General features: G+C 71.7%; 28 protein-coding genes, 1 pseudogene and 1 riboswitch. Of the genes and pseudogenes, 14 read left to right on the top strand and 15 right to left on the bottom strand.

From position 1 onward, the window contains the following. Position 1: 1 nt before the first annotated feature. Positions 2-958: an ABC transporter substrate-binding protein gene (locus ACWDUZ_RS02275; protein ID WP_451629865.1), complete on the top strand. Its 957-nt coding sequence runs from the start codon at positions 2-4 to the stop codon at positions 956-958. Between the two features lie 6 nt (positions 959-964). On the opposite strand, the gene ACWDUZ_RS02280 is transcribed toward ACWDUZ_RS02275, so the two are convergent. The 3 genes from ACWDUZ_RS02280 to ACWDUZ_RS02290 are packed head-to-tail and all read right to left on the bottom strand — an operon-like array spanning position 965 to position 2,681. Continuing rightward, a complete protein-coding gene (locus ACWDUZ_RS02280; RefSeq protein ID WP_451629866.1) occupies positions 965-1,687 on the bottom strand; it encodes an isocitrate lyase/PEP mutase family protein in 723 nt (240 codons plus the stop codon). Continuing rightward, a complete protein-coding gene (locus ACWDUZ_RS02285; RefSeq protein ID WP_451629867.1) occupies positions 1,684-2,160 on the bottom strand; it encodes a carboxymuconolactone decarboxylase family protein in 477 nt (158 codons plus the stop codon). The genes ACWDUZ_RS02280 and ACWDUZ_RS02285 overlap by 4 nt, the downstream gene beginning before the upstream one ends. After that, the gene (locus tag ACWDUZ_RS02290) at positions 2,157-2,681 is read right to left on the bottom strand and encodes a carboxymuconolactone decarboxylase family protein (RefSeq protein ID WP_451629868.1); all 525 of its coding nucleotides are present in this window, start codon (positions 2,679-2,681) and stop codon (positions 2,157-2,159) included. The genes ACWDUZ_RS02285 and ACWDUZ_RS02290 overlap by 4 nt, the downstream gene beginning before the upstream one ends. A gap of 46 nt (positions 2,682-2,727) precedes the next feature. On the opposite strand from ACWDUZ_RS02290, the gene pdxR reads away from it, so the two are divergent. Further along, positions 2,728-4,116 carry a MocR-like pyridoxine biosynthesis transcription factor PdxR gene (gene pdxR, locus ACWDUZ_RS02295; RefSeq protein WP_451629869.1) on the top strand — a complete coding sequence of 463 codons (1,389 nt, stop codon included), beginning with the start codon at positions 2,728-2,730 and terminating at the stop codon, positions 4,114-4,116. Between the two features lie 68 nt (positions 4,117-4,184). Here the strand turns inward: pdxR and ACWDUZ_RS02300 are convergent, their stop codons facing one another. After that, on the bottom strand, positions 4,185-5,114 hold the full coding sequence (locus ACWDUZ_RS02300) for a hypothetical protein (RefSeq protein ID WP_451630168.1): 930 nt from the start codon (positions 5,112-5,114) through the stop codon (positions 4,185-4,187). A gap of 138 nt (positions 5,115-5,252) precedes the next feature. Here ACWDUZ_RS02300 and ACWDUZ_RS02305 point away from each other — a divergent pair, with 138 nt between their 5' ends. From ACWDUZ_RS02305 to ACWDUZ_RS02315, 3 genes are all read left to right on the top strand, one after another. Beyond that, positions 5,253-5,594 carry a hypothetical protein gene (locus ACWDUZ_RS02305; RefSeq protein WP_451629870.1) on the top strand — a complete coding sequence of 114 codons (342 nt, stop codon included), beginning with the start codon at positions 5,253-5,255 and terminating at the stop codon, positions 5,592-5,594. 7 nt (positions 5,595-5,601) lie between these two features. After that, positions 5,602-6,786 (top strand): glutathionylspermidine synthase family protein, encoded by a 1,185-nt coding sequence (locus ACWDUZ_RS02310; RefSeq protein WP_451629871.1) that lies wholly within the window; start codon positions 5,602-5,604, stop codon positions 6,784-6,786. A gap of 69 nt (positions 6,787-6,855) precedes the next feature. Beyond that, a riboswitch (ZMP/ZTP riboswitch) is annotated at positions 6,856-6,968 on the top strand. Between the two features lie 41 nt (positions 6,969-7,009). Next, positions 7,010-8,455, top strand: coding sequence for a glycine hydroxymethyltransferase (locus ACWDUZ_RS02315; protein WP_451629872.1), 1,446 nt, complete (start codon positions 7,010-7,012; stop codon positions 8,453-8,455). Between the two features lie 32 nt (positions 8,456-8,487). On the opposite strand, the gene ACWDUZ_RS02320 is transcribed toward ACWDUZ_RS02315, so the two are convergent. Then, a complete protein-coding gene (locus ACWDUZ_RS02320; RefSeq protein WP_451629873.1) occupies positions 8,488-9,132 on the bottom strand; it encodes a hypothetical protein in 645 nt (214 codons plus the stop codon). Between the two features lie 160 nt (positions 9,133-9,292). On the opposite strand from ACWDUZ_RS02320, the gene trpS reads away from it, so the two are divergent. Continuing rightward, the gene (gene trpS / locus ACWDUZ_RS02325) at positions 9,293-10,306 is read left to right on the top strand and encodes a tryptophan--tRNA ligase (RefSeq protein ID WP_451629874.1); all 1,014 of its coding nucleotides are present in this window, start codon (positions 9,293-9,295) and stop codon (positions 10,304-10,306) included. Positions 10,307-10,456: 150 nt separating this feature from the next. Further along, on the top strand, positions 10,457-11,038 hold the full coding sequence (locus tag ACWDUZ_RS02330) for a 2'-5' RNA ligase family protein (protein ID WP_451629875.1): 582 nt from the start codon (positions 10,457-10,459) through the stop codon (positions 11,036-11,038). 21 nt (positions 11,039-11,059) lie between these two features. Here ACWDUZ_RS02330 and ACWDUZ_RS02335 read toward each other — a convergent pair whose 3' ends face one another. Beyond that, positions 11,060-11,842 carry an SDR family NAD(P)-dependent oxidoreductase gene (locus ACWDUZ_RS02335; RefSeq protein ID WP_451629876.1) on the bottom strand — a complete coding sequence of 261 codons (783 nt, stop codon included), beginning with the start codon at positions 11,840-11,842 and terminating at the stop codon, positions 11,060-11,062. Positions 11,843-11,928: 86 nt separating this feature from the next. Here ACWDUZ_RS02335 and ACWDUZ_RS02340 point away from each other — a divergent pair, with 86 nt between their 5' ends. After that, on the top strand, positions 11,929-12,885 hold the full coding sequence (locus ACWDUZ_RS02340) for a YihY/virulence factor BrkB family protein (protein WP_451629877.1): 957 nt from the start codon (positions 11,929-11,931) through the stop codon (positions 12,883-12,885). Here ACWDUZ_RS02340 and ACWDUZ_RS02345 read toward each other — a convergent pair. After that, complete coding sequence (locus ACWDUZ_RS02345) at positions 12,833-14,104, bottom strand: D-alanyl-D-alanine carboxypeptidase family protein (protein ID WP_451629878.1); 1,272 nt, start codon at positions 14,102-14,104, stop codon at positions 12,833-12,835. The two genes, ACWDUZ_RS02340 and ACWDUZ_RS02345, sit on opposite strands and share 53 nt — an antisense overlap. A 91-nt stretch (positions 14,105-14,195) precedes the next feature. On the opposite strand from ACWDUZ_RS02345, the gene ACWDUZ_RS02350 reads away from it, so the two are divergent. From ACWDUZ_RS02350 to ACWDUZ_RS02360, 3 genes and pseudogenes are all read left to right on the top strand, one after another. After that, positions 14,196-14,435, top strand: coding sequence for an SCO4848 family membrane protein (locus ACWDUZ_RS02350; RefSeq protein ID WP_389833229.1), 240 nt, complete (start codon positions 14,196-14,198; stop codon positions 14,433-14,435). A 148-nt stretch (positions 14,436-14,583) separates the two neighbouring features. Continuing rightward, a pseudogene (locus ACWDUZ_RS02355) lies at positions 14,584-14,736 on the top strand (metallophosphoesterase); the annotation flags it as partial. A gap of 239 nt (positions 14,737-14,975) precedes the next feature. Then, complete coding sequence (locus ACWDUZ_RS02360) at positions 14,976-16,517, top strand: ABC transporter substrate-binding protein (RefSeq protein ID WP_451629879.1); 1,542 nt, start codon at positions 14,976-14,978, stop codon at positions 16,515-16,517. 12 nt (positions 16,518-16,529) lie between these two features. On the opposite strand, the gene ACWDUZ_RS02365 is transcribed toward ACWDUZ_RS02360, so the two are convergent. The 8 genes from ACWDUZ_RS02365 to ACWDUZ_RS02400 form a co-directional block, all read right to left on the bottom strand. After that, the gene (locus ACWDUZ_RS02365; protein ID WP_451629880.1) at positions 16,530-17,138 is read right to left on the bottom strand and encodes a Uma2 family endonuclease; all 609 of its coding nucleotides are present in this window, start codon (positions 17,136-17,138) and stop codon (positions 16,530-16,532) included. A 91-nt stretch (positions 17,139-17,229) separates the two neighbouring features. Then, the gene (locus ACWDUZ_RS02370; RefSeq protein WP_389833223.1) at positions 17,230-17,949 is read right to left on the bottom strand and encodes a TetR/AcrR family transcriptional regulator; all 720 of its coding nucleotides are present in this window, start codon (positions 17,947-17,949) and stop codon (positions 17,230-17,232) included. A 44-nt stretch (positions 17,950-17,993) separates the two neighbouring features. Beyond that, complete coding sequence (locus ACWDUZ_RS02375; protein WP_451629881.1) at positions 17,994-18,404, bottom strand: VOC family protein; 411 nt, start codon at positions 18,402-18,404, stop codon at positions 17,994-17,996. 147 nt (positions 18,405-18,551) lie between these two features. Beyond that, entirely contained in the window at positions 18,552-19,331 is a 780-nt protein-coding gene (locus ACWDUZ_RS02380; protein WP_451629882.1) for a succinate dehydrogenase iron-sulfur subunit, read from the bottom strand. Then, positions 19,331-21,085 (bottom strand): succinate dehydrogenase flavoprotein subunit, encoded by a 1,755-nt coding sequence (gene sdhA / locus ACWDUZ_RS02385; protein ID WP_451629883.1) that lies wholly within the window; start codon positions 21,083-21,085, stop codon positions 19,331-19,333. The genes ACWDUZ_RS02380 and sdhA overlap by 1 nt, the downstream gene beginning before the upstream one ends. Before the next feature lie 24 nt (positions 21,086-21,109). Beyond that, entirely contained in the window at positions 21,110-21,604 is a 495-nt protein-coding gene (locus ACWDUZ_RS02390) for a succinate dehydrogenase hydrophobic membrane anchor subunit (protein ID WP_451629884.1), read from the bottom strand. Positions 21,605-21,613: 9 nt separating this feature from the next. Beyond that, complete coding sequence (gene sdhC / locus ACWDUZ_RS02395) at positions 21,614-21,994, bottom strand: succinate dehydrogenase, cytochrome b556 subunit (protein WP_451629885.1); 381 nt, start codon at positions 21,992-21,994, stop codon at positions 21,614-21,616. A 168-nt stretch (positions 21,995-22,162) separates the two neighbouring features. Continuing rightward, on the bottom strand, positions 22,163-22,753 hold the full coding sequence (locus ACWDUZ_RS02400) for a 2-oxo-4-hydroxy-4-carboxy-5-ureidoimidazoline decarboxylase (protein ID WP_451630169.1): 591 nt from the start codon (positions 22,751-22,753) through the stop codon (positions 22,163-22,165). 177 nt (positions 22,754-22,930) lie between these two features. Here ACWDUZ_RS02400 and ACWDUZ_RS02405 point away from each other — a divergent pair, with 177 nt between their 5' ends. The 3 genes from ACWDUZ_RS02405 to ACWDUZ_RS02415 all read left to right on the top strand — a co-directional run bounded on the left by ACWDUZ_RS02405 (position 22,931) and on the right by ACWDUZ_RS02415 (position 25,876). Next, complete coding sequence (locus ACWDUZ_RS02405; protein WP_451629886.1) at positions 22,931-24,574, top strand: beta-N-acetylhexosaminidase; 1,644 nt, start codon at positions 22,931-22,933, stop codon at positions 24,572-24,574. Positions 24,575-24,742: 168 nt separating this feature from the next. Further along, positions 24,743-25,303 carry a hypothetical protein gene (locus tag ACWDUZ_RS02410; protein WP_451629887.1) on the top strand — a complete coding sequence of 187 codons (561 nt, stop codon included), beginning with the start codon at positions 24,743-24,745 and terminating at the stop codon, positions 25,301-25,303. A 171-nt stretch (positions 25,304-25,474) separates the two neighbouring features. Further along, a complete protein-coding gene (locus ACWDUZ_RS02415) occupies positions 25,475-25,876 on the top strand; it encodes a hypothetical protein (protein WP_451629888.1) in 402 nt (133 codons plus the stop codon). Positions 25,877-26,133 lie beyond the last annotated feature (257 nt).

The following is a 26,133-nucleotide window of genomic DNA, read 5'->3' on the forward strand; positions in this document are numbered from 1 at the left end:
CATGCGAAGCCGTACGTCGTCCGCCGTGGCCGGCCTGACCGGACTCCTGCTGCTGACGGGCTGCTCAGCCGCCGACATGACCCGGCAGGCCTCGCCGTTCGCGGGCGCGCAGGGCGCGAGGACCGTGACGCTGTCCGTCCAGTCGTGGGTCGGCGCGCAGTCCAACGTGGCCGTCGCCCAGTACCTGCTGGAGCACGAGCTGGGCTACCGCGTCGACACCGTCCAGGTCGACGAGGTCCCCGCCTGGGACGCGCTCAGCCAGGGCCGGGTCGACGCCATCCTGGAGGACTGGGGCCACCCCGACCAGGAGAAGCGGTACGTCCGGGACAAGAAGACCATCGTGCGGGGCGGCGACCTGGGGGTGACGGGTCACATCGGCTGGTTCGTGCCGACGTACCTCGCCAGGCAGCACCCGGACATCACCGACTGGAAGAACCTCGACAAGTACGCCCCCCTCTTCCGCACCGCGGAGAGCGGCGGCAAGGGCCAGCTGATGGACGGCTCCCCGTCGTACGTCACCAACGACAAGGCGCTGGTGGCCAACCTGAAGCTGGACTACCAGGTCGTCTTCGCCGGTTCCGAGGCGGCTCAGATCACGCAGATCAAGCAGTTCGCCAAGGAGAAGAAGCCCTTCCTGACCTACTGGTATTCACCCCAGTGGCTGTTCGAGAAGGTCCCCATGACCGAGGTGAAGCTGCCGCCGTACAAGGCGGGCTGCGACGCGGACGCGGCCAAGGTCGTCTGCGCCTACCCGCACACCCCGCTGCAGAAGTACCTCAACGCCGGCTTCGCGAAGTCGGGCGGCGAGGCGGCGGCCTTCCTGAAGAAGTTCACGTGGACGACCGAGGACCAGAACGAGGTCTCCCTGATGATCGCCGACCAGAAGCTGTCGCCCCAGGAGGCGGCGAAGAAGTGGGTGGACAGCCACCCCGATGTGTGGAAGCGGTGGCTGCCCTGAACCGTGTCAGCCCACCAGGCCGGCGGCGATGTCGCGCAGCGCCTGTGCGGCACGCCGCTGGAGCCCTGGCCCGAACGTGATCCTGGTGGCTCCGAGCTCGCCGAGTTCGGCCGGGGAGGGCCCCGTGCCGTCCAGCACGGCCAGCATGTTCAGCGGGCCCTTGATCCCCGCCCTCAGCGAGGGCAGCACGTCCGCCGGGGCGAGGATCGGATACACGCAGTCCGCGCCCGCCGCCGTGTACAGCGCGGCCCGCTCGACGGCCCCTCCGGGATCGCCGTCGCCGTGCAGGAAGGTGTCGACCCGGGCGTTGACGAAGAGGCGGCCGGCGGCGGCCGAGCGGACCCCGGCGAGGAAGTCGGCGTGCTCGTGCGGGTCCTTCAGGGCGCCCCCGCGCGAGTCCTCCAGGTTGCAGCCGACGGCACCCGCCTCCAGCAGCCGCTCCACCAGCTCCTCGGGGGCGAGCCCGTACCCGTCCTCGACGTCCGCCGACACCGGCACGTCCACCGCCCGCGCGATCCGGGCCACCGCCGCGAACATCTCGTCGGCCGGGGTCGCGCCGTCCTCGTACCCGAGGGAGGCGGCGACCCCGGCGCTGGGTGTCGCCAGCGCCGGGAACCCGGCCTCGGCGAACACCCGGGCGCCGGCCGCGTCCCACGGACCGGGCAGCACCAGCGGGTCGCCCGGGGGGCGGCCCTGGTGCAGCGCGCGGAAGGTCTCGGCGCCGCTCACCACTCGGTGCTCCCGGCGGGGATCCGGCGGCTGACCATCAGACGGTTCCAGGTGTTGATGGCGCCGATCAGCGCGATCAGATGGGCCAGGTGGGGCTCGTCGAAGTGCTCGGCGGCCTTGTCGTACACCGCGTCCGGCACGAAGCCTCCCCCGGAGCCGGAGGCCCGGGAGGTGCCCCCGGTGAGGACGGTGACCGCCTCGGTCAGGGCCAGCGCCGCCCGTTCCCGTTCGGCGAAGACGTCTCCGGCCTCCTCCCAAGCGTCCAGGAGACCCAGCTGCCGCTCGCTGACGCCGTGCTCGCGGGCGAGGGCCAGATGCATGTCGAGGCAGAACGCGCAGTGGTTCAGCTGCGAGGCGCGCACCTGCACCAGCTCGGCCAGGGCAGGATCGGCCAGGCCCCGTTTGGCGGCGGCGCCCACCGACCGCAGGGCGCCGCGCACCGCGTCGTCCAGGCGGGTGGTCCGGGCCGTCACTTGTGCTCCCCCGGCGTGTAGTGGCCGGGCACGCCGCGGGTGGTCACGCCGAACCGGTTCCAGGCGTTGATCACCGCGATCGCGGCGATGAGCTGGGCGAGTTCCTCCTCGTCGAAGTGCTGGGCGGCCTTGTCGTACACCTCGTCCGGCACGAAGCCGTCGGTGAGGACCGTGACCGCGTCGGTCAGCTCCAGGGCGGCGAGCTCCCGCTCGGTGTAGAAGTGCCGGGACTCCTCCCAGGCGCCCAGCTGGATGATGCGCTCCACGCTCTCGCCCGCCGCGAGGGCGTCCTTGCTGTGCATGTCCAGGCAGAGCGCGCACCGGTTGAGCTGCGAGGCGCGGATCTTGACCAGCTCGCGCAGCCGCGCCTCCAGACCCCGCCCGGCGGCCGCGTCCAGCCGGATCATCGCCTTGTAGACCTCGGGGGCGTGCTCGGCCCAGCGCATCCGGGGGCCCTCCTCGGGCGCGTACTCGGCGTCCGTGTCATGCGTCGTCTCAGGGGTGTTCCGCGTCGTGGTCATGCTTCGACCCTAGGTCGGAAGCAGCCCAGGCGTATGGTCCATTTTCATGGTGAGATCTTGGGCCATTCCGGGCGTCGACCTGCATCTGGAACCGGCCGGACCGCGCGTGCGCCGAGGGCTGACCGACGCCCTGCGCGAGGCGGTCCGCTCCGGCCGCCTGGCCCCCGGCACCCGGCTGCCCTCCTCCCGCGCCCTCGCCGCCGACCTGGGCATCGCGCGGAACACGGTCGCCGACGCCTACGGCGACCTGGTCGCCGAGGGCTGGCTCACCGCCCGCCAGGGCTCCGGCACCCGGGTCGCCGACCGGTTGGTGGCCACCCCGCGCGCCGACGCGGCCCGCCCGCCCCGCGAACCCGGCCGCCCCGCCCTCGACCTGCGCCCCGGCATCCCCGACCTGGCCTCCTTCCCGCGTGCCCAGTGGCTCAGAGCGGCCCGCCGCGCCCTGGCCGCGGCCCCGAACGACGCCCTCGGCTACGGCGACCCGCGTGGCCGCCCCGAACTGCGCACCGCCCTCGCCGGCTACCTGGCCCGGGTGCGCGGCGTACGCACCGACCCGCGGCACATCCTGGTGTGCTCGGGCTTCTCGCACGCTCTGCGGATCCTCGGCGCGGTGCTGCGGGCGCGCGGCGCGGACACGGTCGCCGTCGACTCGTACGGCCTGAACGTGCACTGGGACGTCCTGACCCGGGCGGGCCTGCGCACCCGGCCCCTGCCCCTGGACGAACGCGGCACCGTCACCACCGGGCTGACGGACGTCGGCGCGGTCATGCTGACCCCCTCCCATCAGTTCCCGTTGGGCGTACCCCTGCATCCGGACCGGCGTGCGGCCGTGACGGACTGGGCGCGGCGCACCGGGGGTGTCGTCCTGGAGGACGACTACGACGGCGAGTTCCGCTACGACCGCCAGCCGATCGGCGCTCTCCAGGGCCTGGATCCCGACCGCGTGGTCCACCTGGGCACGGCGAGCAAGGCCCTGGCCCCCGGACTGCGCCTGGCCTGGATGGCGCTGCCGCCCTCCCTGGCCGAGGAGGCCGCGGCGGCGAAGGGGTACTCCGACACCTGCGGGGTGCTCGACCAACTGACTCTGGCGGAGTTCATCGCCTCCGGCGCCTACGACCGGCACGTACGCTCCGCCCGGCTGCGCTACCGGCGCCGCCGCGACGCACTGGTCGAGGCGCTCGCCGCCCACGCCCCGGCCGTCCGTCCCACCGGTATCGCCGCCGGACTGCACGCCGTGTTGCGGCTGCCGCCCGGAACCGAACCGGCCGTGGTCCAGGCGGCGGCCTGGCAGGGGCTCGCCCTTCACGGCCTGTCCCGCTACCGGCACGAGCAGGCCGCCGTCACCCCCGTGGACGCCCTGGTCGTCGGCTACGGCACTCCACCGGACCACGCCTGGGCGGCGGCCCTGGACGCGCTGTGCCGGGTCCTGCCCTGACGGCAGCCCACGGCTCCGCGCCCCGGGCCACGCCCGCGCGGCCCCGGCCGCCGTGCGCGCCGCGCCGCTCAGTGCCGCTCGACAGGCGCCACCGCGTCCGCCGCCGCCCCCGGCGCCGGTGTGCCGCCCGGCGCCGCTCCCGCCGGGACCGTCCCGTCGGCCGCCGTCGGCGTCACCGGAGCCTCCCCGAAACGTGCCAGCGCCAGCGCTCCGGCCACCGCCACCGCGAAGCCCAGGACCGCCGGCCATCCCAGGCCCTCCCGCGTACGGTCGCCCAGCCACACCACGCCGATCGCGGCCGGGCCGATCGTCTCGCCGATCACCATCCCGGCGGTGGCCGTCGTCACCGAGCCGCGCTGGAGCGCCGAGGTGAGCAGCAGGAACGCGGCGCCGCCGCCCAGGACCAGGGCGTACGACGCGGGGTCGGCGAACAGCGCCGCGGGGCGCGGCGAGTCGATCAGCCGCACCGTCACCTCGACCACACCGAAGCCCAGGCCCGCGCCCAGGCCGAGCAGCAGGGCCCGGCCGCGCGGGGGGAGACGGCCGGACACCGCGCCCAGGGCGAGCACGGCCGCAGCCGCCGCGAGCATCGCCCACCTCAGTGCCGTGGAACCGTCCCGGCCGCCCTCCGTCCCCGAGGCCAGGCCCAGCATCGCCAGGCCGGCGCAGACCACGCCCACCGCGGCCCACTCCGTCCCGCGCAGCCGCACCCGCAGCAGCCGGGCCGCGGCCACCGCCGTCACCGCCAGGCTGGACGCCAGGGCCGCGCCCACCGCGTAGATCGGCAGCGACCGCAGAGCGGCGATCTGCAACAGGAAGCCGAGTCCGTCCAGGCCCAGACCCGCCGCGTACCGCCACTGCCGCAGCGCCCGCAGCAACAGCGCCGCGTCCGCCGCGCCGCCCCGCGTGCCACCCGGCTCGGCCGCCGCCCGGGCGGCGACCGCCTGGAGCACCGTCGCCGTGCCGAAACACACCGCCGCGCCGAGCGCGCACACCATTCCCGAGAGCACGGGCCGACTGTAGGCGAGCGGCGCCGGTCGCGGGGCCCCTTGGCGGGCGCTCACACCTGATCTCTAGGCTGTCCGTCGGAAACCGGCGGCCACCCGCCGGCAGCCGACGACAAGGGGGAGACGGACATGGCGGACACCGGGCGGCAACTCAGGTCGGGCGCCGTGGTGCTGGGCGGGATGGGACTGCTCGCCTCGGCGCTCACCGCGTGCTCCTCCGACCCGGACAAGCGCTGCGTCGACCGCGACAGCTACACCTTCTCCCAGGGATACAAGGTCGTCTCCGACAAGAACTGCAAGTCCGCGACCTCCGTCGACGGCGCCTGGTACTACGGCGGCAAGAAGAAGAGCGGCTGGATCGAGGGCGGCTCCTTCACCAAGCCCCGCAAGAGCTCCGGCGGGTCCGCCGGCAGCCACGGCGGCGTCGACCGCGGCGGCTTCGGCAGCGGCCACGGCAAGTCCGGCGGCTGAGCCGGGCATGGAACGCCGCACCGTCGAGCCCCGCCCCGGCTGGCAGCGGACCGTCGAGGCGCAGGGCCTGATCTACCCGCTCACCCGCTACCCCGACGACTCCCTGCGCCCCTACTGGGACGAGAGCGCCTACTACGTCTTCTCCCTGCCCGAGGTGGAGGCGCTGGAGGAGGTCGTCGAGGAACTGCACCGCATGTGCCTGGCCGCCGCGGACCACATCGTCACCACGGGGCGCTTCGCGGACCTCGGCATCACCGACCCCCGAGTCGCCCACGCCGTCGCCGAGTCCTGGCGGCGGCGCGCCGAACTCCCCTCCGTCTACGCCCGCTTCGACCTGCGCTACGACGGCACCGGCCCGGCCAAGCTCCTGGAGTACAACGCGGACACCCCCACCTCCCTGGTCGAGGCCGCCTCGCCCCAGTGGTTCTGGATGGAGGAACGGTTCCCCGGCGCCGACCAGTGGAACTCCCTGCACGAACGGCTCGTCGCCGCCTGGAGGAAGCAGGCCGGCCTGCTCCCGCCGGGCAGTCCGCTGCACTTCGCGCACTCCGCCGCCGACGAACTCGGCGAGGACCTGATGACGGTCGCCTATCTGAAGGAGACGGCCGAGCAGGCCGGCCTCGACACCGACTGGATCTCCGTGGAGGAGATCGGCTGGGACCCGCTCTCCGGACGGTTCGTCGACAACGGCCTCCGTTTCATCCGCAGCATCTTCAAGCTGTACCCGTGGGAGTGGCTCACCACGGACCGCTTCGGCGGCCACGTCCTGGACACCCTGGACAACGGCGGCGGGACCGGTTCCACCTTGTGGATCGAACCGGCCTGGAAGATGCTGCTGAGCAACAAGGCGCTGCTGGCGATCCTGTGGGAGCTGTACCCGGGCCACCCCAACCTGCTTCCCGCGTACCTGGACGGGCCCCGCGAGCTGGCCGACGGCGCCGGCTGGGTGGCCAAGCCGCTGCTCGGCCGCGAGGGCGAGGGAGTGACGGTCCACGAACCGGGGACCGAGCCCGTCGTGCGCGACGAACCCTGCTGCTATCAGGAGCTCGCCCCGCTGCCCGCCTTCGACGGCAACCACGTCGTCCTCGGCGCCTGGGTCGTCGAGGACGAGTCCGCCGGTCTCGGCATCCGTGAGTCGGCCGGGCTGGTCACCGACGAGTACGCCCGGTTCCTGCCGCACGTGATCCTCTGACGGGCCCGCACGACGCGGCTCGCATGGTGGACGCGGCAGGGCCTTCGGGCAGGTCACCCGGTAGGCTGACGGGCGGGCCGTGACTGGCGCGTCGGGTCCTGGTGACGCCAGGGCCCAAAGATGGGACCGACCATCGGGGAGCGGCCCGAGCAGCGAGTGTGCCGTGCGCCTGGGCCGTACCGTGAACGCCGAACGCCGAACGCCACGCCCGGAGGTCCCCGAGATGTCTGCGCCCCTCTCCCACGAGTCCACCGCCTTCCGCGCCGCCCTCGACGTGATCCGCGCCGTCGAGCCGCGCGTCGCCGACGCCATCGGCCAGGAGGTCGCCGACCAGCGCGCGATGCTCAAGCTGATCGCCTCGGAGAACTACGCCTCCCCGGCCACCCTCCTGGCGATGGGCAACTGGTTCAGCGACAAGTACGCCGAGGGCACCGTCGGCCGCCGCTTCTACGCCGGCTGCCGCAACGTCGACACCGTCGAGTCCCTGGCCGCCGAGCACGCGCGCGAACTCTTCGGCGCCCGCCACGCCTACGTCCAGCCCCACTCCGGCATCGACGCCAACCTGGTCGCCTTCTGGGCCGTCCTCGCCGACCGCGTAGAGGCCCCCTTCCTGGAGAAGGTCGGCGCCCGCCAGGTCAACGACCTGACCGAGGCCGACTGGGCCGAGCTGCGCCAGGCCTTCGGCAACCAGCGCATGCTCGGCATGTCCCTGGACGCCGGCGGTCACCTCACCCACGGCTTCCGCCCCAACATCTCCGGCAAGATGTTCGACCAGCGCTCCTACGGCACCGACCCGGCCACCGGCCTGATCGACTACGACGCGCTGCGTGCCCAGGCCCGCGAGTTCAAGCCGCTGATCATCGTCGCCGGCTACTCGGCGTACCCCCGTCTGGTGAACTTCCGGATCATGCGCGAGATCGCCGACGAGGTCGGCGCCACGCTCATGGTCGACATGGCGCACTTCGCGGGCCTGGTCGCCGGCAAGGTCCTCACCGGCGACTTCGACCCGGTCCCGCACGCCCAGATCGTCACGACCACCACGCACAAGTCCCTGCGCGGCCCGCGCGGCGGCATGGTGCTGTGCGACGACTCCCTCAAGGACCAGGTCGACCGCGGCTGCCCCATGGTCCTCGGCGGCCCCCTCCCGCACGTCATGGCCGCCAAGGCGGTCGCCCTCGCCGAGGCCCGGCAGCCGGCCTTCCAGGACTACGCCCAGCGCATCGTCGACAACTCCCGCGCCCTCGCCGAGGGCCTGATGCGCCGCGGCGCCACCCTCGTCACCGGCGGCACCGACAACCACCTCAACCTGATCGACGTCGCCACCTCCTACGGCCTCACCGGCCGCCAGGCCGAGGCCGCCCTCCTCGAGTCCGGCATCGTCACCAACCGCAACGCGATCCCGGCCGACCCCAACGGCGCCTGGTACACCTCCGGCATCCGCATCGGCACGCCCGCGCTCACCACCCGCGGCCTCGGAACGGCGGAGATGGACGAGGTCGCCGGCCTGATCGACCGCGTCCTCACCAGCACCGAGCCCGGCACCACCAAGTCCGGCGCCCCCTCCAAGGCCGCCCACGTCCTCGACCCGAAGATCGCCGACGAGATCTCCCACCGCGCCACCGACCTGGTGGCCGCCTTCCCGCTGTACCCGGAGATCGACCTGGGCTGACCCGGCCAGGGGTGTCCCGCCCCCCGGGGAGCTCAGAGGTCGATCAGCTCCTGACGCGGCTCCTCACGCGGCGGCCCGGCCTTGCGCCGGGCCGCCGCGCGGCAGGTCAGAAGCGTCCCGGCGACCCCGGCGGCGAGCCCGCCGGCCGCCCACCACACACCGTCCCGCTCTCCGCCCTCGCGCGCGGCGGCCGGCGTCCCGTCGAGCCCGAGGAAGCCGGCGCCCGCCAGCTCGTCGTAGACCCGCCGCGGCGCCCGGTGCCAGCGGATGTCGTCGTCCGGCAGGTCGGGCGCCGGGTCGCTGCGCACCCACGGGGTGCCGTCCTCGCCGACGAAAAGCTGGTCCTGGCGCAGCATCGCCACGTCACCGCCGGGCGCCCGGTCGGTCTGGGGCCAGCCGCCGACCCCGGTCAGTCCCCACATCACCGTGAACCGCACCGGCGGATACCGGCCCTGCGACCAGGCCTCCGGCACCCGTTCCGTGCCCGTGTACGACGGGTCCAGCAGCCACCGCAGCCGGTCGAATTCCGTCTCCCCGGAGTGCCAGGACTCGGTGCGCCCCTCGCCGGCGGTCACGACCACGGCCACGTCCGGTTCCTCGGGAGCCGCCCGGGCCCCTCCGCCGCCCGCCAGCACCGCCGCCGCCGTGGCCGCCGCCACGCAGATCAGCCGCCGCATCGCGCCCCCTCACCCGCCCCTCGTCACGCCCCGGGGTCACCCGCCCTCTGACGCACCCTCAAGGTCACCCGCCCCTTGTTACACCTCCGGGGACGGTTCGGAGCCCCTCTGTTTCCGGCCAGTTCCGGATCGGGCCGCCGGACCTGAGAGAATGATGAGCATGGCGACAGACCGACCTCGCGTGCTCTCCGGAATCCAGCCCACCGCAGGCTCGTTCCACCTCGGGAACTACCTCGGCGCCGTCCGTCAGTGGGTGGCCCTGCAAGAGACGCACGACGCGTTCTACATGGTCGTCGACCTGCATGCGATCACGGTGCCCCAGGACCCGGCCGAGCTGCGCGCCAACACCCGGCTCGCGGCCGCCCAGCTGCTGGCCGCCGGCCTCGACCCGGAGCGGTGCACGCTCTTCGTCCAGAGCCACGTCCCCGAGCACGCCCAGCTCGCCTGGGTCATGAACTGCCTCACCGGCTTCGGCGAGGCGTCCCGGATGACCCAGTTCAAGGACAAGTCCGCCCGGCACGGCGCCGAGCGCACCTCCGTCGGCCTGTTCACCTACCCGGTGCTCCAGGTCGCCGACATCCTGCTCTACCAGGCCAACGAGGTGCCGGTCGGCGAGGACCAGCGGCAGCACATCGAGCTCACCCGCGACCTGGCCGAGCGCTTCAACGGACGCTTCGGCGAGACCTTCACCGTGCCCTCGGCGTACATCCTGAAGGAGACGGCGAAGATCTACGACCTCCAGGAGCCGACGATCAAGATGAGCAAGTCGGCGTCCACCCCGAAGGGCCTGGTCAACCTGCTGGACGAGCCGAAGGCCACCGCGAAGAAGGTCAGGAGCGCGGTCACCGACACCGACACCGTCGTCCGCTTCGACCCGGAGACCAAGCCCGGCGTCAGCAACCTCCTGACGATCTACTCGACGCTCACCGGCACGAGTGTCGCCGCACTGGAGGAGAAGTACGCCGGCAAGGGCTACGGCGCGCTCAAGACGGACCTCGCCGAGGTCGTGGTGGACTTCGTGACGCCGTTCAAGGAGCAGACCCAGCAGTACCTGGACGATCCGGAGACGCTGGACTCGATCCTGGCCAAGGGAGCGGAGAAGGCGCGCACGGTCGCCGCGGAGACCCTCTCCCGGGCGTACGACAGGGTGGGCTTCCTGCCCGCCAAGCACTGAGGCGCACCACCGCGCACACGCCTTTGGGGGCAGAGCGCCGTACATCACTGTGCCCGCGCCTGCCCTCGGGACGGCTGTGGACGTACAGTCGATAGCCGGACGGCTGAGAACGAAACAGACAACTCACCCGACACGACGACAGGAGACGACGTGGGGACCGTAACGATCGGCGTGTCGATCGCGGTCCCGGAGCCCCACGGCAGCCTGCTCCAGCAGCGGCGCGCGGGCTTCGGCGACGCCGCGGCTCACGGCATCCCCACGCACGTCACCCTGCTGCCGCCGACGGAGCTGGACTCCGCCGAGCTGGCGGCCCTCGGGGCCCATCTGACGGAGGTGGCCGCGGTCGGCCGGCCCTTCATGATGCGGCTGTCCGGGACGGACACCTTCCGTCCGCTGTCGCCGGTGGTGTACGTACGGGTCGTCGACGGCGCCGAGGCCTGCACCCGGCTCCAGGCACGGGTCCGCGACGCCTCCGGGCCGGTGGCACGCGAACTCCAGTTCCCCTACCACCCGCACGTCACGGTGGCGCACGGCATCGACGACGCCGCGATGGACCTCGCCCTCCGCGAACTCGCCGGCTACGAGGCCGAGTGGTGGTGCACCGGCTTCGCCCTGCACGAGCAGGGTGCGGACGGAGTGTGGCGCAAGCTGCGGGAGTTCGCCTTCGGCGGCTCCGCCGTGGTGCCGCCGCAGGCGGCCCCCGTGGACAGCGGCACGCTGCCGGCGCGGTAGCGGACGGCAGGCCGGCGCGGCCTACAGGGGCAGCCGCCGGTACAGCGCCCGCGGCAGATGCCGCAGCACCGCCGCCACCGGCCGCAGGACCCCCGGCACCCACACGGTCTCCGAGCGCCGCCGCAGCCCCAGCTCGACGGCGGTGGCGACCTCCTCCGGCGTGCTCGCGAACGGGGGCACCGGCCGCCCGGCCGTCGCCGCCGACCGCACGAAGCCGGGGCGCACGGCCATGACGTGCACGCCCGTGCCGTACAGCGCGTCGCCCAGCCCCTGCGTGAAGGTGTCCAGCGCGGCCTTGCTGGAGCCGTAGATGAAGTCCGTGCGGCGGGCCCGCTCGCCGGAGACCGAGGAGAGCACGACCAGCGAGCCGTGCCCCTGGTTCTGCAGCTCCCGCGCGGCCACCAGGCCCGAGGACACGGCTCCGGTGTAGTTGGTCTGTGCGACCCGCACCGCGTTCAGCGGCTCCCGTTCGTCGTAGGCCTGGTCGCCGAGGACGCCGAAGGCCAGCAGCACCATGTCGATGCCGCCCTCCGCGAACACCTTGCCGAGGGCCTCCTCGTGGGACGCCGGATCGAGCGCGTCGAAGTCGACGGTGTGCACCTGGGCGCCCAGGGAACGCAGCTGCCCGGCGGCCTCCTCCAGGGCGGGCGAGGGCCGGCCCGCCAGCCACACCGTGCGGGTGCGGCGCGCGATGAGCCGGCGTGCCACGGCCAGCGCGATCCGGGACGTGCCGCCGAGGACGAGCAGGGATCCGGGGAGCGGGGAGAGCCGGAGCAGACGGGTGAGACCGGAGGCATCCTTCACGGCAGACGACTGTATCGTCCGCTTATGGACGCTTCGTCGTAGAAACGCGGTGTTGACGGCGGCCCGGAGCGGGCACACGTCGGATCATGGACTGGCTGAAGAAGCTCCCCGTCGTCGGCCCCTGGGTGGCGCGGCTGATGCGCACGCACGCCTGGCGGTCGTACGAGCGTCTGGACCGCGTGAAGTGGACGCGGCTGGCCGCCGCCATGACGTTCGTCAGCTTCGTGGCGCTCTTCCCGCTGCTGACGCTGGCCGCCGCGCTCGGCGCCGCCACGCTCAGCGCCCGGCAGCAGCACAGGCTGGAGGACAGGATCACCGCGCAGTTCCCCGGTCTGGGCGAGCAGCTGCACATCAGCTCCCTGGCGCAGAACGCGGGCACGGTCGGGGTCATCGCCGGCGTCCTGCTGCTGTTCACCGGCATGGGCTGGGTCGGCCAGATGCGTGACTGTCTGCGCGCGGTCTGGGAGCTGCCCGACGCCGAGGAGAACCCGATCCTGAACAAGCTCAAGGACGGTGGCATCCTCATCGGCCTCGGCGGCGCGGTGCTCGTCACCCTGGCCGTCTCCACGCTCGCCTCGGCCGCCATCGGATGGCTCACGCGCCAGATCGGCCTGAGCGAAGACGGCTGGGGCAGTGTCGTGTTGCAGGTCGTCGCGTTCGTCGTCGCCGTCGCCGCCGACTTCCTGGTGCTGCTGTACGTCCTCACCCTGCTGCCCGGCGTCGAGCCGCCGCGCCGCCGGCTGCTGGTCGCCGCGCTGCTCGGAGCGGTCGGCTTCGAACTGCTGAAGCTGCTGCTCAGCGGCTACATCCAAGGCGTGGCGGCGAAGAGCATGTACGGCGCGTTCGGCGTCCCCGTCGCCCTGCTGCTGTGGATCAACTTCACCGCCAAGCTCGTGCTGTACTGCGCCGCCTGGACGGCGACCCGTGTCGAGCCGGTTCCGGACGGCGACGGTGCGGGCGGCGCCGGGGACAGTGGGCCGGGGGACCGGCTCACGGGCGGGAGCGGCGGCGCACCAGGTCCGGCAGCGGCCAGCGGCGGTTGACCAGATAGGCGCCGGCCGCGAGCAGCACCACGACTCCGCCGGCGATGCCCAGGGCGATCCCCATGCCGGTGGAGCCGCTCCGGGCCGAGGCCTTCGCGACCGGCTCGGCCGACGAGCCGCCGCCCGCCCGGCCGGCCGAGGCGGTCGGGCCCGGCCGGGCGCTCGCCGGCACCGCGCTCTTCGGCGGCACCAGCTCTCCCACCGGCCGCACCTTGCCGACCGCCTGGAAACCCCAGTCGAAGAGCTTGGCGGTCTCCCGGTAGACCTCGTTGTGCCCCTTCTTCTCCGGGTTCATCACCGTCACCAGCAGGACGTGGCCGCCGCGTTCCGCGACGCCGGTGAAGGTGGCGCCCGCGTTGGTGGTGTTGCCGTTCTTCACCCCCGCTATCCCCTGGTAGACGGAGAGGTCGTAGTCACCGCTCAGCAGCCGGTCGGTGTTCTGGATCTCGAAGGAGGTCCGGGTCTTCTTGCCCTTCTTGTCCTTCTTGGTCTCGCCGGGGAACTTGGCGCGCACCGTCGAGCAGTACTCCCGGAAGTCCTTCTTCTGGAGCCCGGAGCGGGCGAACAGGGTCAGGTCGTACGCCGAGGAGACCTGGCCGGGCGCGTCGTAGCCGTCCGGGGACACCACATAGGTGTCGAGCGCCTGGAGCTCCTGGGCGTGCGCGTTCATGTCCTTGACGGTCTGCTCGACGCCGTGGTTCATCGCGGACAGCACGTGCACCGCGTCGTTGCCCGAGCGCAGGAAGACACCCAGCCACAGGTCGTGGACCGTGTAGGTCTCGTGCTCCTTGATCCCGACCAGGCTGGAACCGGCGCCCATGCCGGCGAGGTCCTCGGGGGCGACCTTGTGCTCCTGTGCCGCGGGGAGCTTCGGCAGCAGGGTGTCGGCGAACAGCATCTTCAGGGTGCTGGCCGGGGGCAGCCGCCAGTGCGCGTTGTGCGCGGCCAGCACCTGGCCGGACTCGGCGTCGGCGACGATCCAGGAACGGGCCGTGAGGCCCTTGGGCAGAACCGGGACGCCGCCGGTCAGGTCGACCTGCGTGCCGGCCCGGCCGAGGCGGGCGCCGCCCACCGTGGACATGTTCGCCGGGGGAGTGGCCGACGGGCCCGTCTTCGGGGCCGGAGCCGCCAGGGCGGCGGGCGCGGTCAGTGACGCGGACAACAGGGCGGCGGAAGCGACCAGAAGGGATCGCCTGCCGGTCTTCTTGGGTGCGGGCACGGTCGGAAACGTACCTGCCGTGACCGACGGCACCCCATCCGCCCTCCCACCCCGGGCCGGGAGCGAGGCGTCCGGCAGCGATACTGGACGCATGAAGCTCAGCCGCCCCCTCTCCTGGTTCCTGCTCGCCTTCGGGGTGTGGAGCTGGATCATCTGGGTCACTTTCGTCAAGAATCTCGTCAAGGACGGCAGCGGACTGGCGTTCGACCACGGGGACCCCACGGCGTACTTCTGGGTGCACCTGGCGCTGGCCGTCGTCTCCTTCGTATTGGGGACGGTCATCGGGGTCATCGGGTTGCGCGGACTGCGCGCACTGCGCCGGACGTCATAGCGTTCCGGCCACGGAAGGGACGGGCGGCATGGTGTTCGTCCTCGTGCTCGGGGCGCTGCTCGCCCTGACGGCCGTCGTGGCGGCCAACCGGTATGTGCGGCACCGTCCGTTCCGCGACACCACCGCCGGCCCGGGCCGGGCACGGCGCGCGGCCACCGCCGGCCCGACCGTCGCGGGCGTGGAGCGGTACGACGACACCCAGTTGTACGTCAGCCGGGGGGCCGCCGCGTGGGGACCGCCCACACCCGCGGGCGCCCCGTCCGACATCACCGTCGTCCAGCCGGCGTCCCGGCAGGCGTGACAACGACGGCCGGAAAAACGGATGAAGAGGCGCATTCCCCGCAACTCGTGGGCCCGGCTGAGAAGTTCCTGTGAAACGAACTGAAAACACTTCTTCATAACGTCTTTTCATCCTCTCCAGAACCCTCTTCCCCGGGGTGAAAGACCTGTGATTAGGTGTCCGCGCCACTCAGGGGTGTGGCATATGCACAGCGGCCCGTGGAGGGCCTGGGGAGGGCATCACCGATGCGATCGGTTCGCATGCGGATTCTGTTGGCGCTGCTGGTCCTGGCCATGGTGGGCGTGGGCGGCTGGCAACTGCTTCCGTCGCAGGGGGACAAGGACAGAACGATCATCGTCGGGACGACGGACGCCGTCACCTCGCTCGACCCGGCCGGCGCCTACGACGCCGGCTCCTGGGCCCTGTACAGCAACGTGTTCCAGTCCCTGATGACCTTCGATCCGGACGGCGCCACCCCCGTCCCGGACGCCGCCAAGAGCTGCGCCTTCCAGGGCGGCGGACTGCGCACCTACCGCTGCGAGCTGCGCCCGGGCCTGAAGTTCCCGAGCGGCCGGTCGATGACCGCCGAGGACGTGAAGTACTCCTTCGAGCGGGTCAAGAAGATCAAGTCCGACGTGGGTCCGTCGCCGCTGTTCTCCACGCTCGGCTCGGTGGACGCCGACGGCATGGTCGTCACCTTCCACCTGTCCACGCCGGACGCCACGTTCCCGTTCAAGGTCGCCACCGGGGCCGGCTCCATCGTCGACCACACCCGCTACCCGAAGGACGCGCTGCGCTCCGGCGGCCAGGTCGACGGCACCGGACCGTACCGTCTGACGGCCTACACCAAGGACAAGAGCGCCGAGCTGAAGCCGAACGGCTCCTACAAGGGCGCCGTCGGCCACACCGGGCACCCCATCGACCTGCGCTACTACCCGCAGGCCAGCGCCCTGGACAGGGCCTGGCAGGACCAGCAGATCGAGGTCGCCACCCGCACCCTGTCCCCGAAGGTGCTCGCCGGGCTCAACCCGAGCGACCCCGACCAGCGCGTGTCGGAGTCCGACAGCTCCGAGACCCGCAACCTGTACCTCAACACGCGGTCCTCCTCGCCCCTGCACGACGTCCACGTCCGCCGCGCCATCGCCTGGCTGATCAACCGCGAGCAGCTGGCCGGCAGCGTGTACGACGGGACCGTGGACGCGCTGTACTCCCTCATTCCGGCGGGCATCACCGGGCACACCACGTCGTTCTTCGACTCCTATCCGGCCCAGGACGCCAAGAAGGCGCGGGAGCTGCTCGAAGAGGCCGGCGTGTCGATCCCGGTGCGCTTCACCTACGGCTACGGCGAGGGGCGCGGCGCGGGCGCCGAGGAGGCCAAGGAGATCAAGCGGCAGCTGGAGGCGAGCGGCCTGTTCAAGGTCGACGTCAAGGGCTACGAGTGGACCGACTTCCAGAAGCGCTGGGCGGGCGGCAAGCTCGACGCGTACGCGGTCGGCTGGGTCGCCGACTACCCCGACCCGGACACCTTCGGGGGCCCGCTCGTCGGCACCGGCTCCACCATGAACACCGGCTACAGCAGCAAGACCGTGGACCACCTCATCACGGACAGCCAGAAGTACGCCGACCGAGGCCGGGTCGCCACGGACTTCCGCAACCTCCAGGCGGAAGTGGCGCGGGACGTGCCGCTGATCCCGCTGTGGCAGCAGAAGGAGTACGTCGTCACCACCGACGACGTCGGCGGCGGCCAGTACCTCTCGGACGGCACGGGCGTGTTCCGGCTGTGGAAGCTGGGACGGCTCTGAGGCGGGGGCCGGTCAGCCGGTCTTCGGCTGACCGGCCTTGAGGATCTCGTTCACGTCGAGGGTGACCTGGGCGCCGATGGACTCGGGGAGCGTGACGAGCTCGCCGGGAGAGTACGGACGGTGATTCTCGTACCCGTCGCCGGCGGGGTCGGTGAGGACGTGGAGGCGCTGGTGCTTGCGGTCGACGATGACGTAGACCGGGATCTTTGCGCCGGCGTAAGCCTTCACCTTGTCCCGCAGGTCGGTCTTCCAGTTGCTGGAGGTGACCTCCAGGACCAGTCGGAAGCACAGGGGGTCGTAGCAGTTGTTCTCGACCAGGTGGTCGTCGATATCGCCGTCCACGATCGCGAGGTCGGGAATCGCATAGTCCTCGACTCCGGTAGGGAGCCACAGTCCCACGCCTTCGAGAACTTCGGTTTCCCCACCATCGAGACCCGCGGCCGTAAAGGGGCGCCTCAGCCTGGACAGGGCACGGGCGTGAGGGGCGTTGGGCGGCGGGGACACGAGGATCTGGCCTCCGATGATCTCGACGCGATTCCCCGGGTTGCGCTCCATGAGCCGGTTGGCTTCCGCGATCAGCGGACGCTCGCCGTGGGGCCGCTCGACTGCTGCAGCGGACATGAGGTGCCTCCCGTGGCTGAAATGTCGAGAGCATCATCGTAGGCAGCCGGCACTCCACGTGTCCCGTCGCGACCCGATCACCCGAAAGTGATCACGCCTCCTTCCGGCCCCTGACTCCCGGGTCCGGCAGCATCTTCGTCATCCCCGGCAGGAAGTCCGTGAACAGCTCGTGCACCTCCAGCACGAGCGGACGCAGCACCCGGAAGCGGGCCAGCGCCACGCCCCGCGCGGTGAGGCGGGCGCCGCGCTCGGCCAGCCGGTAGCTGCGCTCGCGTCCCTCCGTGCGGTCGAACACCCAGTACAGGACGAGCCCCATCTGGGCGAGCCACATCAGCTCGGGGAGCACCTCGCGCAGTTCCGCCGGCACCTTGGTCCGCGCCCCGCGCAGCACCTCCTTGTGGACGCTGATGGCCTCCGTCCGCGCGTGCTCGGACTCGGGGGAGAAGGGGCTGAGCGGGCTGTCGGGGTCGGCGGCGTTCTTGAAGAACTGCACCGCGAACTCGTGGTAGGGCGTGGCGATGTCCAGCCACGCCTTCAGCACGCCGGCGAGCCGGGCCTCCAGGGCCGTCTCCCGTGCCAGGACCTCCCGGACCGCCTCCTGGTGCTCGGCGGCGATCCGGTCGTAGAAGCCCTGGATCAGGTGTTCCTTGCCCTCGAAGTAGTAGTAGGCGTTGCCGACGGAGACCCCGGCCTCCTGGGCGATGGCCCGCATGGTGGTCTTGTCGTAGCCGCGCTCCTGGAACAGCCGCATGGCCGTCTCCAGGATGAGCGCACGGGTCTGCTCGGACTTGCTGATGGTCTTCTCGGGCACGAGGAGAGCCTAAGGGCTGCCCCGCGCGCCCCACCGACGGTGTCTCAGGGGCGGCGGCCCAGTTCCCGGCGCTTGGTGTAGTCCGTGAAGCCGAGGACGTTGCCCCAGGGGTCGGCGATCTCGACCGTCCAGCCGGTCGCCACGGCGGACGGCTCGTCGAGCAGCGCGATCCCGGCCGCCGTCAGCTCCCTGGCCGCGACCCGGGCGTCCGGGACCTCCAGCCACACCCGCGGCGACGCCCACGGCGGTGTGCGGCGCCCCAGCGCCTCCTCCTGGCGCAACAGGATCCCCGGCGTCTCACCGCCCACCTTCAGCAGCGCGATCCCCGCCTCGTCCAGCCGCAACGCCACCGCGAACCCGGCCCGCCCGTAGAACTCCACGGCCTCGCCGAGATCGCCCACGGCCAGCAGCACGTTGTCGAACCCGAGCAGCTCGTACGACTCGTCATCTGACATGTGGTCAGATTAGGTTCGGACCCGCCACGCCCTCCCTCTCACACCCGGCCGACCGACCGAGAGGTCACCCGCCCGGCCGAGGAACGCCGAGGGCCCCGCTCCGCAAGGAACGGGGCCCACAGGCAGGTACCGGAAGCGACCTCAGGCTCAGAAACGACGCGTGATCAGCGCCCGCTTGACCTCTGCGATCGCCTTCGTCACCTCGATGCCACGGGGGCACGCGTCGGTGCAGTTGAAGGTGGTGCGGCAGCGCCAGACGCCGTCCTTGTCGTTCAGGATCTCCAGCCGCTGCTCGCCCGCCTCGTCACGGCTGTCGAAGATGAAGCGGTGGGCGTTGACGATGGCCGCCGGGCCGAAGTACTGGCCGTCGTTCCAGAACACCGGGCAGGAGGAGGTGCAGGCCGCGCACAGGATGCACTTCGTGGTGTCGTCGAAGCGCGCCCGGTCCTCGGCCGACTGAAGACGCTCACGCGTCGGCTCGTTGGTCTCCTTCGTGATCAGGAAGGGCATCACGTCCCGGTAGGCCTGGAAGAACGGCTCCATGTCCACGACCAGGTCCTTCAGGACCGCCAGGCCCTTGATGGGCTCGATCGTGATCGGCTTCTCGGGGTTGATGTCCTTGATCAGCGTCTTGCAGGCCAGACGGTTCTTGCCGTTGATCCGCATGGCGTCCGAGCCGCAGATGCCGTGGGCACAGGAGCGGCGGAACGTCAGCGTGCCGTCCAGATCCCACTTGATCTTGTGCAGACCGTCGAGGACGCGCTCCTTGGGGTCGATCTCCAGCTGGAAATCCTCCCAGGTCGCCTCCGCCGAGACCTCCGGGTTGAACCGGCGGACCCGGAAGGTGACGGTGATGTAGGGGGAGTCGGCGAATCCGGGCTCGGGCTTGCCGGCCGCTTCTTCCTTGTCCAGAACAGGTGTAGCCATCAGTACTTACGCTCCATCGGCTGGTAGCGGGTCTGGACGACCGGCTTGTAGTCGAGACGGATGGATTCGGTCCCGTCGGCGCCGACCTCGCGGTACGCCATGGTGTGGCGCATGAAGTTGACGTCGTCGCGGTTGGGGTAGTCCTCGCGGTAGTGACCGCCGCGGGACTCCTTGCGGGCCAGGGCGGAGACGGCCATGACCTCGGCCAGGTCCAGCAGGTTGCCCAGCTCGATGGCCTCCAGGAGGTCGGTGTTGAACCGCTTGCCCTTGTCCTGGATCGCCACGTTCTTGTAGCGGTCGCGCAGCTCGGCGATCTTCTCGACGGCCGTCTTGATCGTCTGCTCGGTGCGGAACACCATGACGTTGGCGTCCATGGTCTCCTGGAGCTCGCGGCGGATGTTCGCCACCCGCTCGGTGCCCGTGGAGGTGCGCAGCCGCTCGATCTGCTCGACGACGAGGGACTCCGGGTTCTCCGGCAGCTCCACGTAGTCCGCGGTGCTCGCGTACTCGGCGGCGGCGATGCCGGCCCGGCGGCCGAAGACGTTGATGTCCAGCAGCGAGTTGGTGCCCAGGCGGTTGGCGCCGTGCACGGACACGCAGGCGACCTCGCCGGCCGCGTACAGGCCGGGGACGACGGTGGTGTTGTCCGCCAGGACCTCACCCTCGACGTTGGTCGGGATGCCGCCCATCGCGTAGTGCGCGGTCGGCTGGATCGGGATCGGGTCCGTGTAGGGCTCGATGCCGAGGTACGTCCGCGCGAACTCGGTGATGTCGGGCAGCTTGGCGTCCAGCTGCTCCGGCGGCAGGTGGGTCAGGTCGAGGTACACGTGGTCGCCCTCGGGACCGCAGCCGCGGCCCTCGCGGATCTCCGTGTAGATCGAACGGGACACGACGTCGCGGGACGCCAGGTCCTTCATGACGGGCGCGTACTTCTCCATGAAGCGCTCGCCGTCCTTGTTGCGCAGGATGCCGCCCTCACCGCGGGCGCCCTCGGTGAGCAGGATGCCCATGCGCCAGATGCCGGTCGGGTGGAACTGGAAGAACTCCATGTCCTCCAGCGGCAGACCCCTGCGGTACACGGCGGCCTGGCCGTCACCGGTCAGGGTGTGCGCGTTCGACGTGACCTTGAAGAACTTGCCGCAGCCACCGGAGGCGTAGATGACGGCCTTCGCCTGGAAGATGTGGATCTCGCCGGTCGCCAGCTCGTAGGCGACGACACCGGCGGACCGCTTGACGCCGTCGACCTCGGTGATCAGCTGGTCCAGGACGTAGAACTCGTTGAAGAACTCCACGCCCTCCTTGACGCAGTTCTGGTACAGCGTCTGGAGGATCATGTGACCGGTGCGGTCGGCCGCGTAGCAGGAGCGGCGGACCGGGGCCTCGCCGTGGTTGCGGGAGTGACCGCCGAAGCGGCGCTGGTCGATGGTGCCGTTCGGGGTGCGGTTGAACGGCAGGCCCATCTTCTCCAGGTCGAGGACGGAGTCGATGGCCTCCTTCGCCAGGATCTCGGCGGCGTCCTGGTCGACCAGGTAGTCACCGCCCTTGACCGTGTCGAAGGTGTGCCACTCCCAGTTGTCCTCCTCCACGTTGGCCAGCGCGGCGGCCATGCCGCCCTGCGCGGCGCCCGTGTGGGAGCGGGTGGGGTAGAGCTTGGTCAGGACCGCGGTGCGGCTGCGCTTGGTCGCCTCGATGGCGGCACGCATACCGGCGCCACCGGCGCCGACGATGACGGTGTCGTACTTGTGGATCTTCATCAGGATTTACCTCGGTCCCGGGGCCTAGCGGATGTTCGGGTCGAAGGTGAAGATCACCAGCGTGCCCAGCAGGATGGTCCACACCGTGGCGGTGTAGAGCAGCGCCTTCAGCCACAGCCGAGTGTTGGCGCGCTCCGCGTAGTCGTTGATGACCGTGCGCAGGCCGTTGCAGCCGTGCAGCATCGCGAGCCACAGCATCAGCAGGTCCCAGACCTGCCACCACGGGGAGGCCCAGCGGCCGGCGACGAAGGCGAAGCCGACCTTGGAGACGCCGCCGTCCAGGACGAGTTGGATCAGCAGGTGGCCGATGACCAGCACGACCAGGACGACGCCGGACAGCCGCATGAACAGCCAGCCGTACATCTCGAAGTTGCCCCGGGTCGACTTCGGGGTCTTCTTGGTGCGCTTGCGCGGGGCCTCGATGACCGGTGCGGGGTTGTCGACGCTGTAGTCGGCGGCGCCCTCGACCGGGCCGATGCCGGAAGCGGTGGTTTCAGTGGTGACTGCGTTGTTCGACATGCGTGCGCCTCAGCTCCCGAAGACGACTCGAGCGGCGTGGCCGAGAACGGGGTAGATCGCCCCGATCATCAGCAGGACCCAGAGGCCGACGACGCTCCAGAGCATCTGCTTCTGGTAGCGGGCGCCTTTGGCCCAGAAGTCGACGGCGATGACTCGAAGGCCATTGAGCGCGTGGAAGAGGACGGCGGCGACGAGGCCGTACTCCAGCACGGCGACGACCGGCGTCTTGTAGGTGGCCACGACCTTGTCGTATGTCTCGGGAGACACGCGGACGAGCGCGGTGTCCAGCACGTGAACGAACAGGAAGAAGAAAATGAGGACGCCGGTGACTCGGTGAGCCACCCAGGACCACATTCCTTCCCGGCCGCGGTACAGCGTTCCAGCCGGCACGGAAGAACCCTCCGGGAGCGGGGACTAGGGCCGCGCCGGCTTCTGTGTCGGTCGGGCCCGGCCGGGTACGGTCCACCGGCCCCCAGCATGGTAGCGATGCGCCGCGGTGAGCTTCGCGGGGGGCCTGCCTCGTGTGATCAAACTGGCACTCAAAGGTGCACGGACGGGTTAGTGAGGGGTGGCCACCGGGCGGGTGTGGTCGGGGGGCTGCCGGGTGCGTGGGCGCGGCGGCTGGTCGCGCCCCGCGGCGGAGCCGCTGACCGCCGCCGCGCCGCGCCCCTGCGCCGCTCGCGCCAGCCGTCCCCTGGCGACGCGGCGGAGTTCCTCCGCCGCGGTGATCCGTTCCTCCTCCGGATCGTTCGCCAATCGTGATCGGATCGCCGCCAGTACCCGGTCGAGCGTCTCGCCGGCGGGTACGTCGTCCAGGCAGATGACGAACGTGTGTCCGAATTTGGCCTCGTAGGCCGCGTACGCCGCGCTCAGGGCCGTGGAAGCGGCCGCGTACGTGGCCGCCGGCAGTGCGGGCAGCGGCTCCGCCGCCAGGGCCTCCGCCAGGTCCCGCGGGTCCAGGTCGTAGACCGCCTCGTCCGCCGCGGCCAGCAGGGCCGCGAGGTCGGGGTAGGGGCGGTGGGCGGTGACGCGGTGGGCCCAGCGCGGGCTGGGCAGGCAGGCCAGGAGGGTGTGGCGGGCCTCCTCGGGCGGGGCGGTGTTGAAGTGCTCCAGGTTCTGCGCGGGCAGCGTGGGTCCTCGGCGTGGGATGCGGCGGCGCCCGTGGGCGGGCCGTGTGTGTCGGCAGGGGATCTTGTGTGAGATGTGCCGTTACGTTATCGGGCGTGCTCATGATGTGTCCGGTCGAGGCCCGGATTTCACTCGGACGGCAGAGTTTGAGAACGCTTCGTGGACGGACGTCGCGCGCGGGGGCCGTAGGTTGGCTCTGTGAGTCAGCACAGGCATCGCCGGGCGCCGGCGCGAAAGCCGCAGCGCAGGTACGCCCTGGCCGCGGGGGTGTTCGCCGTGACGGTCGGGCTCGGTGTCGGGCTCGGTCTGTGGGCCTCCGGCGGTGACGAGACCCCGACGGGTTCGGCGGGCACCGCGTCCGGGGAGCCGTCCGTCCCGGACGCCGGCGGCACCAGCCCCAGTCCCAGCCGCAGCTACCCGCTGTCCCAGGCGCCCCGCACCATCCCCGCCGTGCGGTCCCACACCGCGGCGCGCGGCCCCGGCTGGCGCCCTGTCCACGGAGAGCGGGTCGTGGTGAGCGACGCGTCCCTCGCCGACGAGGGGAAGCTGATCGCGAGCGAGCTGGGCCTGTCGTACGCCGGTGAGAAGAACGACGTGCGGGCCGGGGACGTACGCCTCGCGCTCAGCGGCGGTGAGGGCGGTGATCCGGAGTCGTACACCATGACCGTGCGCGGTGGCCGGGTCACCATCAGCGCTCCGGCCGACGCGGGCGTCTTCTACGGCACCCGCACCCTGAAGCAGGAGGTGCACGGCGGCGGCACGGCACCGGAGGGCGTCGTGAACGACGAGCCGGCCGAGCCGCGTCGCGGCTTCATGCTGGACATCGCGCGCAAGCCGTACACGGTCGGCTGGATCGAGGACCGTGTACGCGAGCTGGGCGACCTGAAGTACAACGAGCTGGGCCTGCACTTCTCCGACGACCAGGGCTTCCGGATCCAGTCCGACACCCACCCGGAGATCGTCTCGGCTGACCACCTCACGAAGGCGCAGGTCAAACAGATCGTCGACCTGGCCACGAGCCGGCACATCACCGTGGTGCCGGAGATCGACTCGCCCGGTCACCTGGGCGCGGTCATCTCCGCCCACCCCGACCTCCAGCTGCGCAACGCGAGCGGCGTGCCGACCCGCGGCGCGATCGACATCTCCAAGGACGAGTCCGCGCAGATCGTCGACGACCTTCTGAACGAGTTCGCGGGCGTCTTCCCCGGCGGCTACTGGCACCTGGGCGGCGACGAGTACCAGGCGCTGACCGTGCGGGACCCCGCCGCCTCCTATCCGCAGCTGGCCGCCGCCGCGCGCAAGGCCTACGGCCCCGGCGGCACCGTCGCGGACCTGGCCACCGGCTGGCTGAACGACCGCGCCGCCACGGTCCGCAACCACGACCGCGCCCCGCGCGCCTGGAACGACGGTTTCTTCCGGCACACCTCGGTGCAGCCCGCCAAGGACATCGAGGTCGCCTACTGGACCGGCAAGGAGATCGGCGCCCGGCCGCCCGCCGAGTACCTCGCCGCCGGCCGCAAGGTGATCAACTACAACGACGAGTTCCTCTACTACGTCCTCGGCCAGCCGCAGACCTTCGTCTACCCCACCGGGCAGCGGATCTACGAGCAGTGGACCCCGCGCGTGCTGCGCGGCACCGAGGCGGTCCCCGCCCGCTACGACGCCCAGATCCTCGGCGGCACCTTCGCCGTCTGGGGCGACCGCCCGAACGCCCAGACCCAGGACCAGGTGGCGGCCGGCATCCGGATGCCGCTGCGGGCGACCGCGCAGAAGCTGTGGGACTCGCGGAAGCCGGAGCTGTCCTGGGCGGACTTCAAGGCGCTGGCGGGCCGGCTCGGCTGACCCCGGCGCCTGTCGGCGCCACTGGCCGAAATCTTTTCTTCCGCAGCTCCCTCGACTGAGCGTGATGCCCGTGTGACACTACCGGGCGGTCGCAGACGGTAAGGGGAAGGGCGGGTTCCGTGGCCAGAAAAGGGCCTGGGACGACGCTCTGGCGAGGGAGGGGTGTGGATGAGCCTGGTGGAACTGATCGCGCAGGCCGACGAGCGCGGGCTGGCCGCCAGCGGGCTGGCTTGTCTGGACCGGTGCGTACCGCTGCTCGGCGGGGACGACGAGGTGCTGCGGCCCCTGTGGGGCACCCTCGTGGAGGGCCGCGACGGAGACTGGGCCGACCGGCTGGAACAGGCGCGCGGCGAGCTCGGCGGGGCCGGCTCCGAGGAACCGGACGAGGACGAGGCCGCGCTGCTGGCCCGGCGCATGCTCGCCGCCGCGCCGGCCGGCCGGACCCCCGTGGAGGTACGGCAGTGGGCCGACGCCTGCTCGGTCGCCTCCCTCCAGATCCACCGGCTTCTGGACCCGGCCGAGGATCCCGAGTCCGTCGACTCCCGCCGCGAGGGACGCACGGACGGCATGTCCCCGCTGGTCGCCGCCGAACTCCGGCGCCAGATCAGCGTTCTCGAACTCCTCGCCGGGCACGGCTCCGCGGGGCTGCGCCACGCCCTGGAGGTCTCCACCGAAGGCCGCCGTGTCCTGCGGGCGGTGGTCTCCCGCCGTGCCCGCGGCCGGGTGTGAACCCCTGACCGGTCCCGGCGGCTCGCGACGTGCGGAGCCGCCGTTCTGTGAGCGTCGTGCGGGTGTGGTGCGGGGGCTCTGCGGGGGTCGTGCGCCGGTTGCGGGAAACGGGCGGATCCGGGTGACGGAAACCGTGCCGTCCCCGCTCTTCCCTATGTGACAGCGCAGCATGTGACGACTCGACAGCAGACCAGGCCGCACGCCGCCGGCAGGCCGGTGCGGTGGGCGGCGGACACCGTGGCGGCGATGCGCGAGGGTGCCCGGCTGCGCCTGGACTACTCGCGGCGGAGCCTGTGGCGGGTCGACCGGGTGATCGAGGAGCTCCGCCGCGAGGGCACGCCGTACCCGGCCGTGGAGAGCGTGCTGCGCGGTTTCGGGGCGTACGCCGGTGAGGTGATCGTCCGCGAGGCCGGGGCCGAGTGGTGGGCCTCCGGCGGCGAGCACTGGATCCGTACCGTCGACGGCCGCCTGTGGGACCCGATCGACGAGTCCCGCCGCTGCTTCGCGGGCCACGGGTCCCTGCGGCTGCTCTGCCTGGACGCCATGGCGGGGCACGGCGGCCCGCGCGACTGACGCACCGGGCCGGGGCCTCGCGTGACGCGGGCCCCGTCCGGACATCACCGTCCCGCTTTCGCTCCGCCGGACCCGTGCCGCACCACAGGACCGGCCGTGCGCACGGCCGTGGCCGTCGCAGCCGGTCCGTACCGAAGGCGCACGACCCGCGGCGCGAGGGCGCACGACGGGGAGCCGGGCACGGCCGTGGCGCGCGCCCGGAACGGCGACGAGAGCGCCTTCGCGAGGTGTACCGGCCCGAGGCGATCCCCGGCACC

Source organism: Streptomyces sp. NPDC003393 (genome assembly GCF_053589015.1).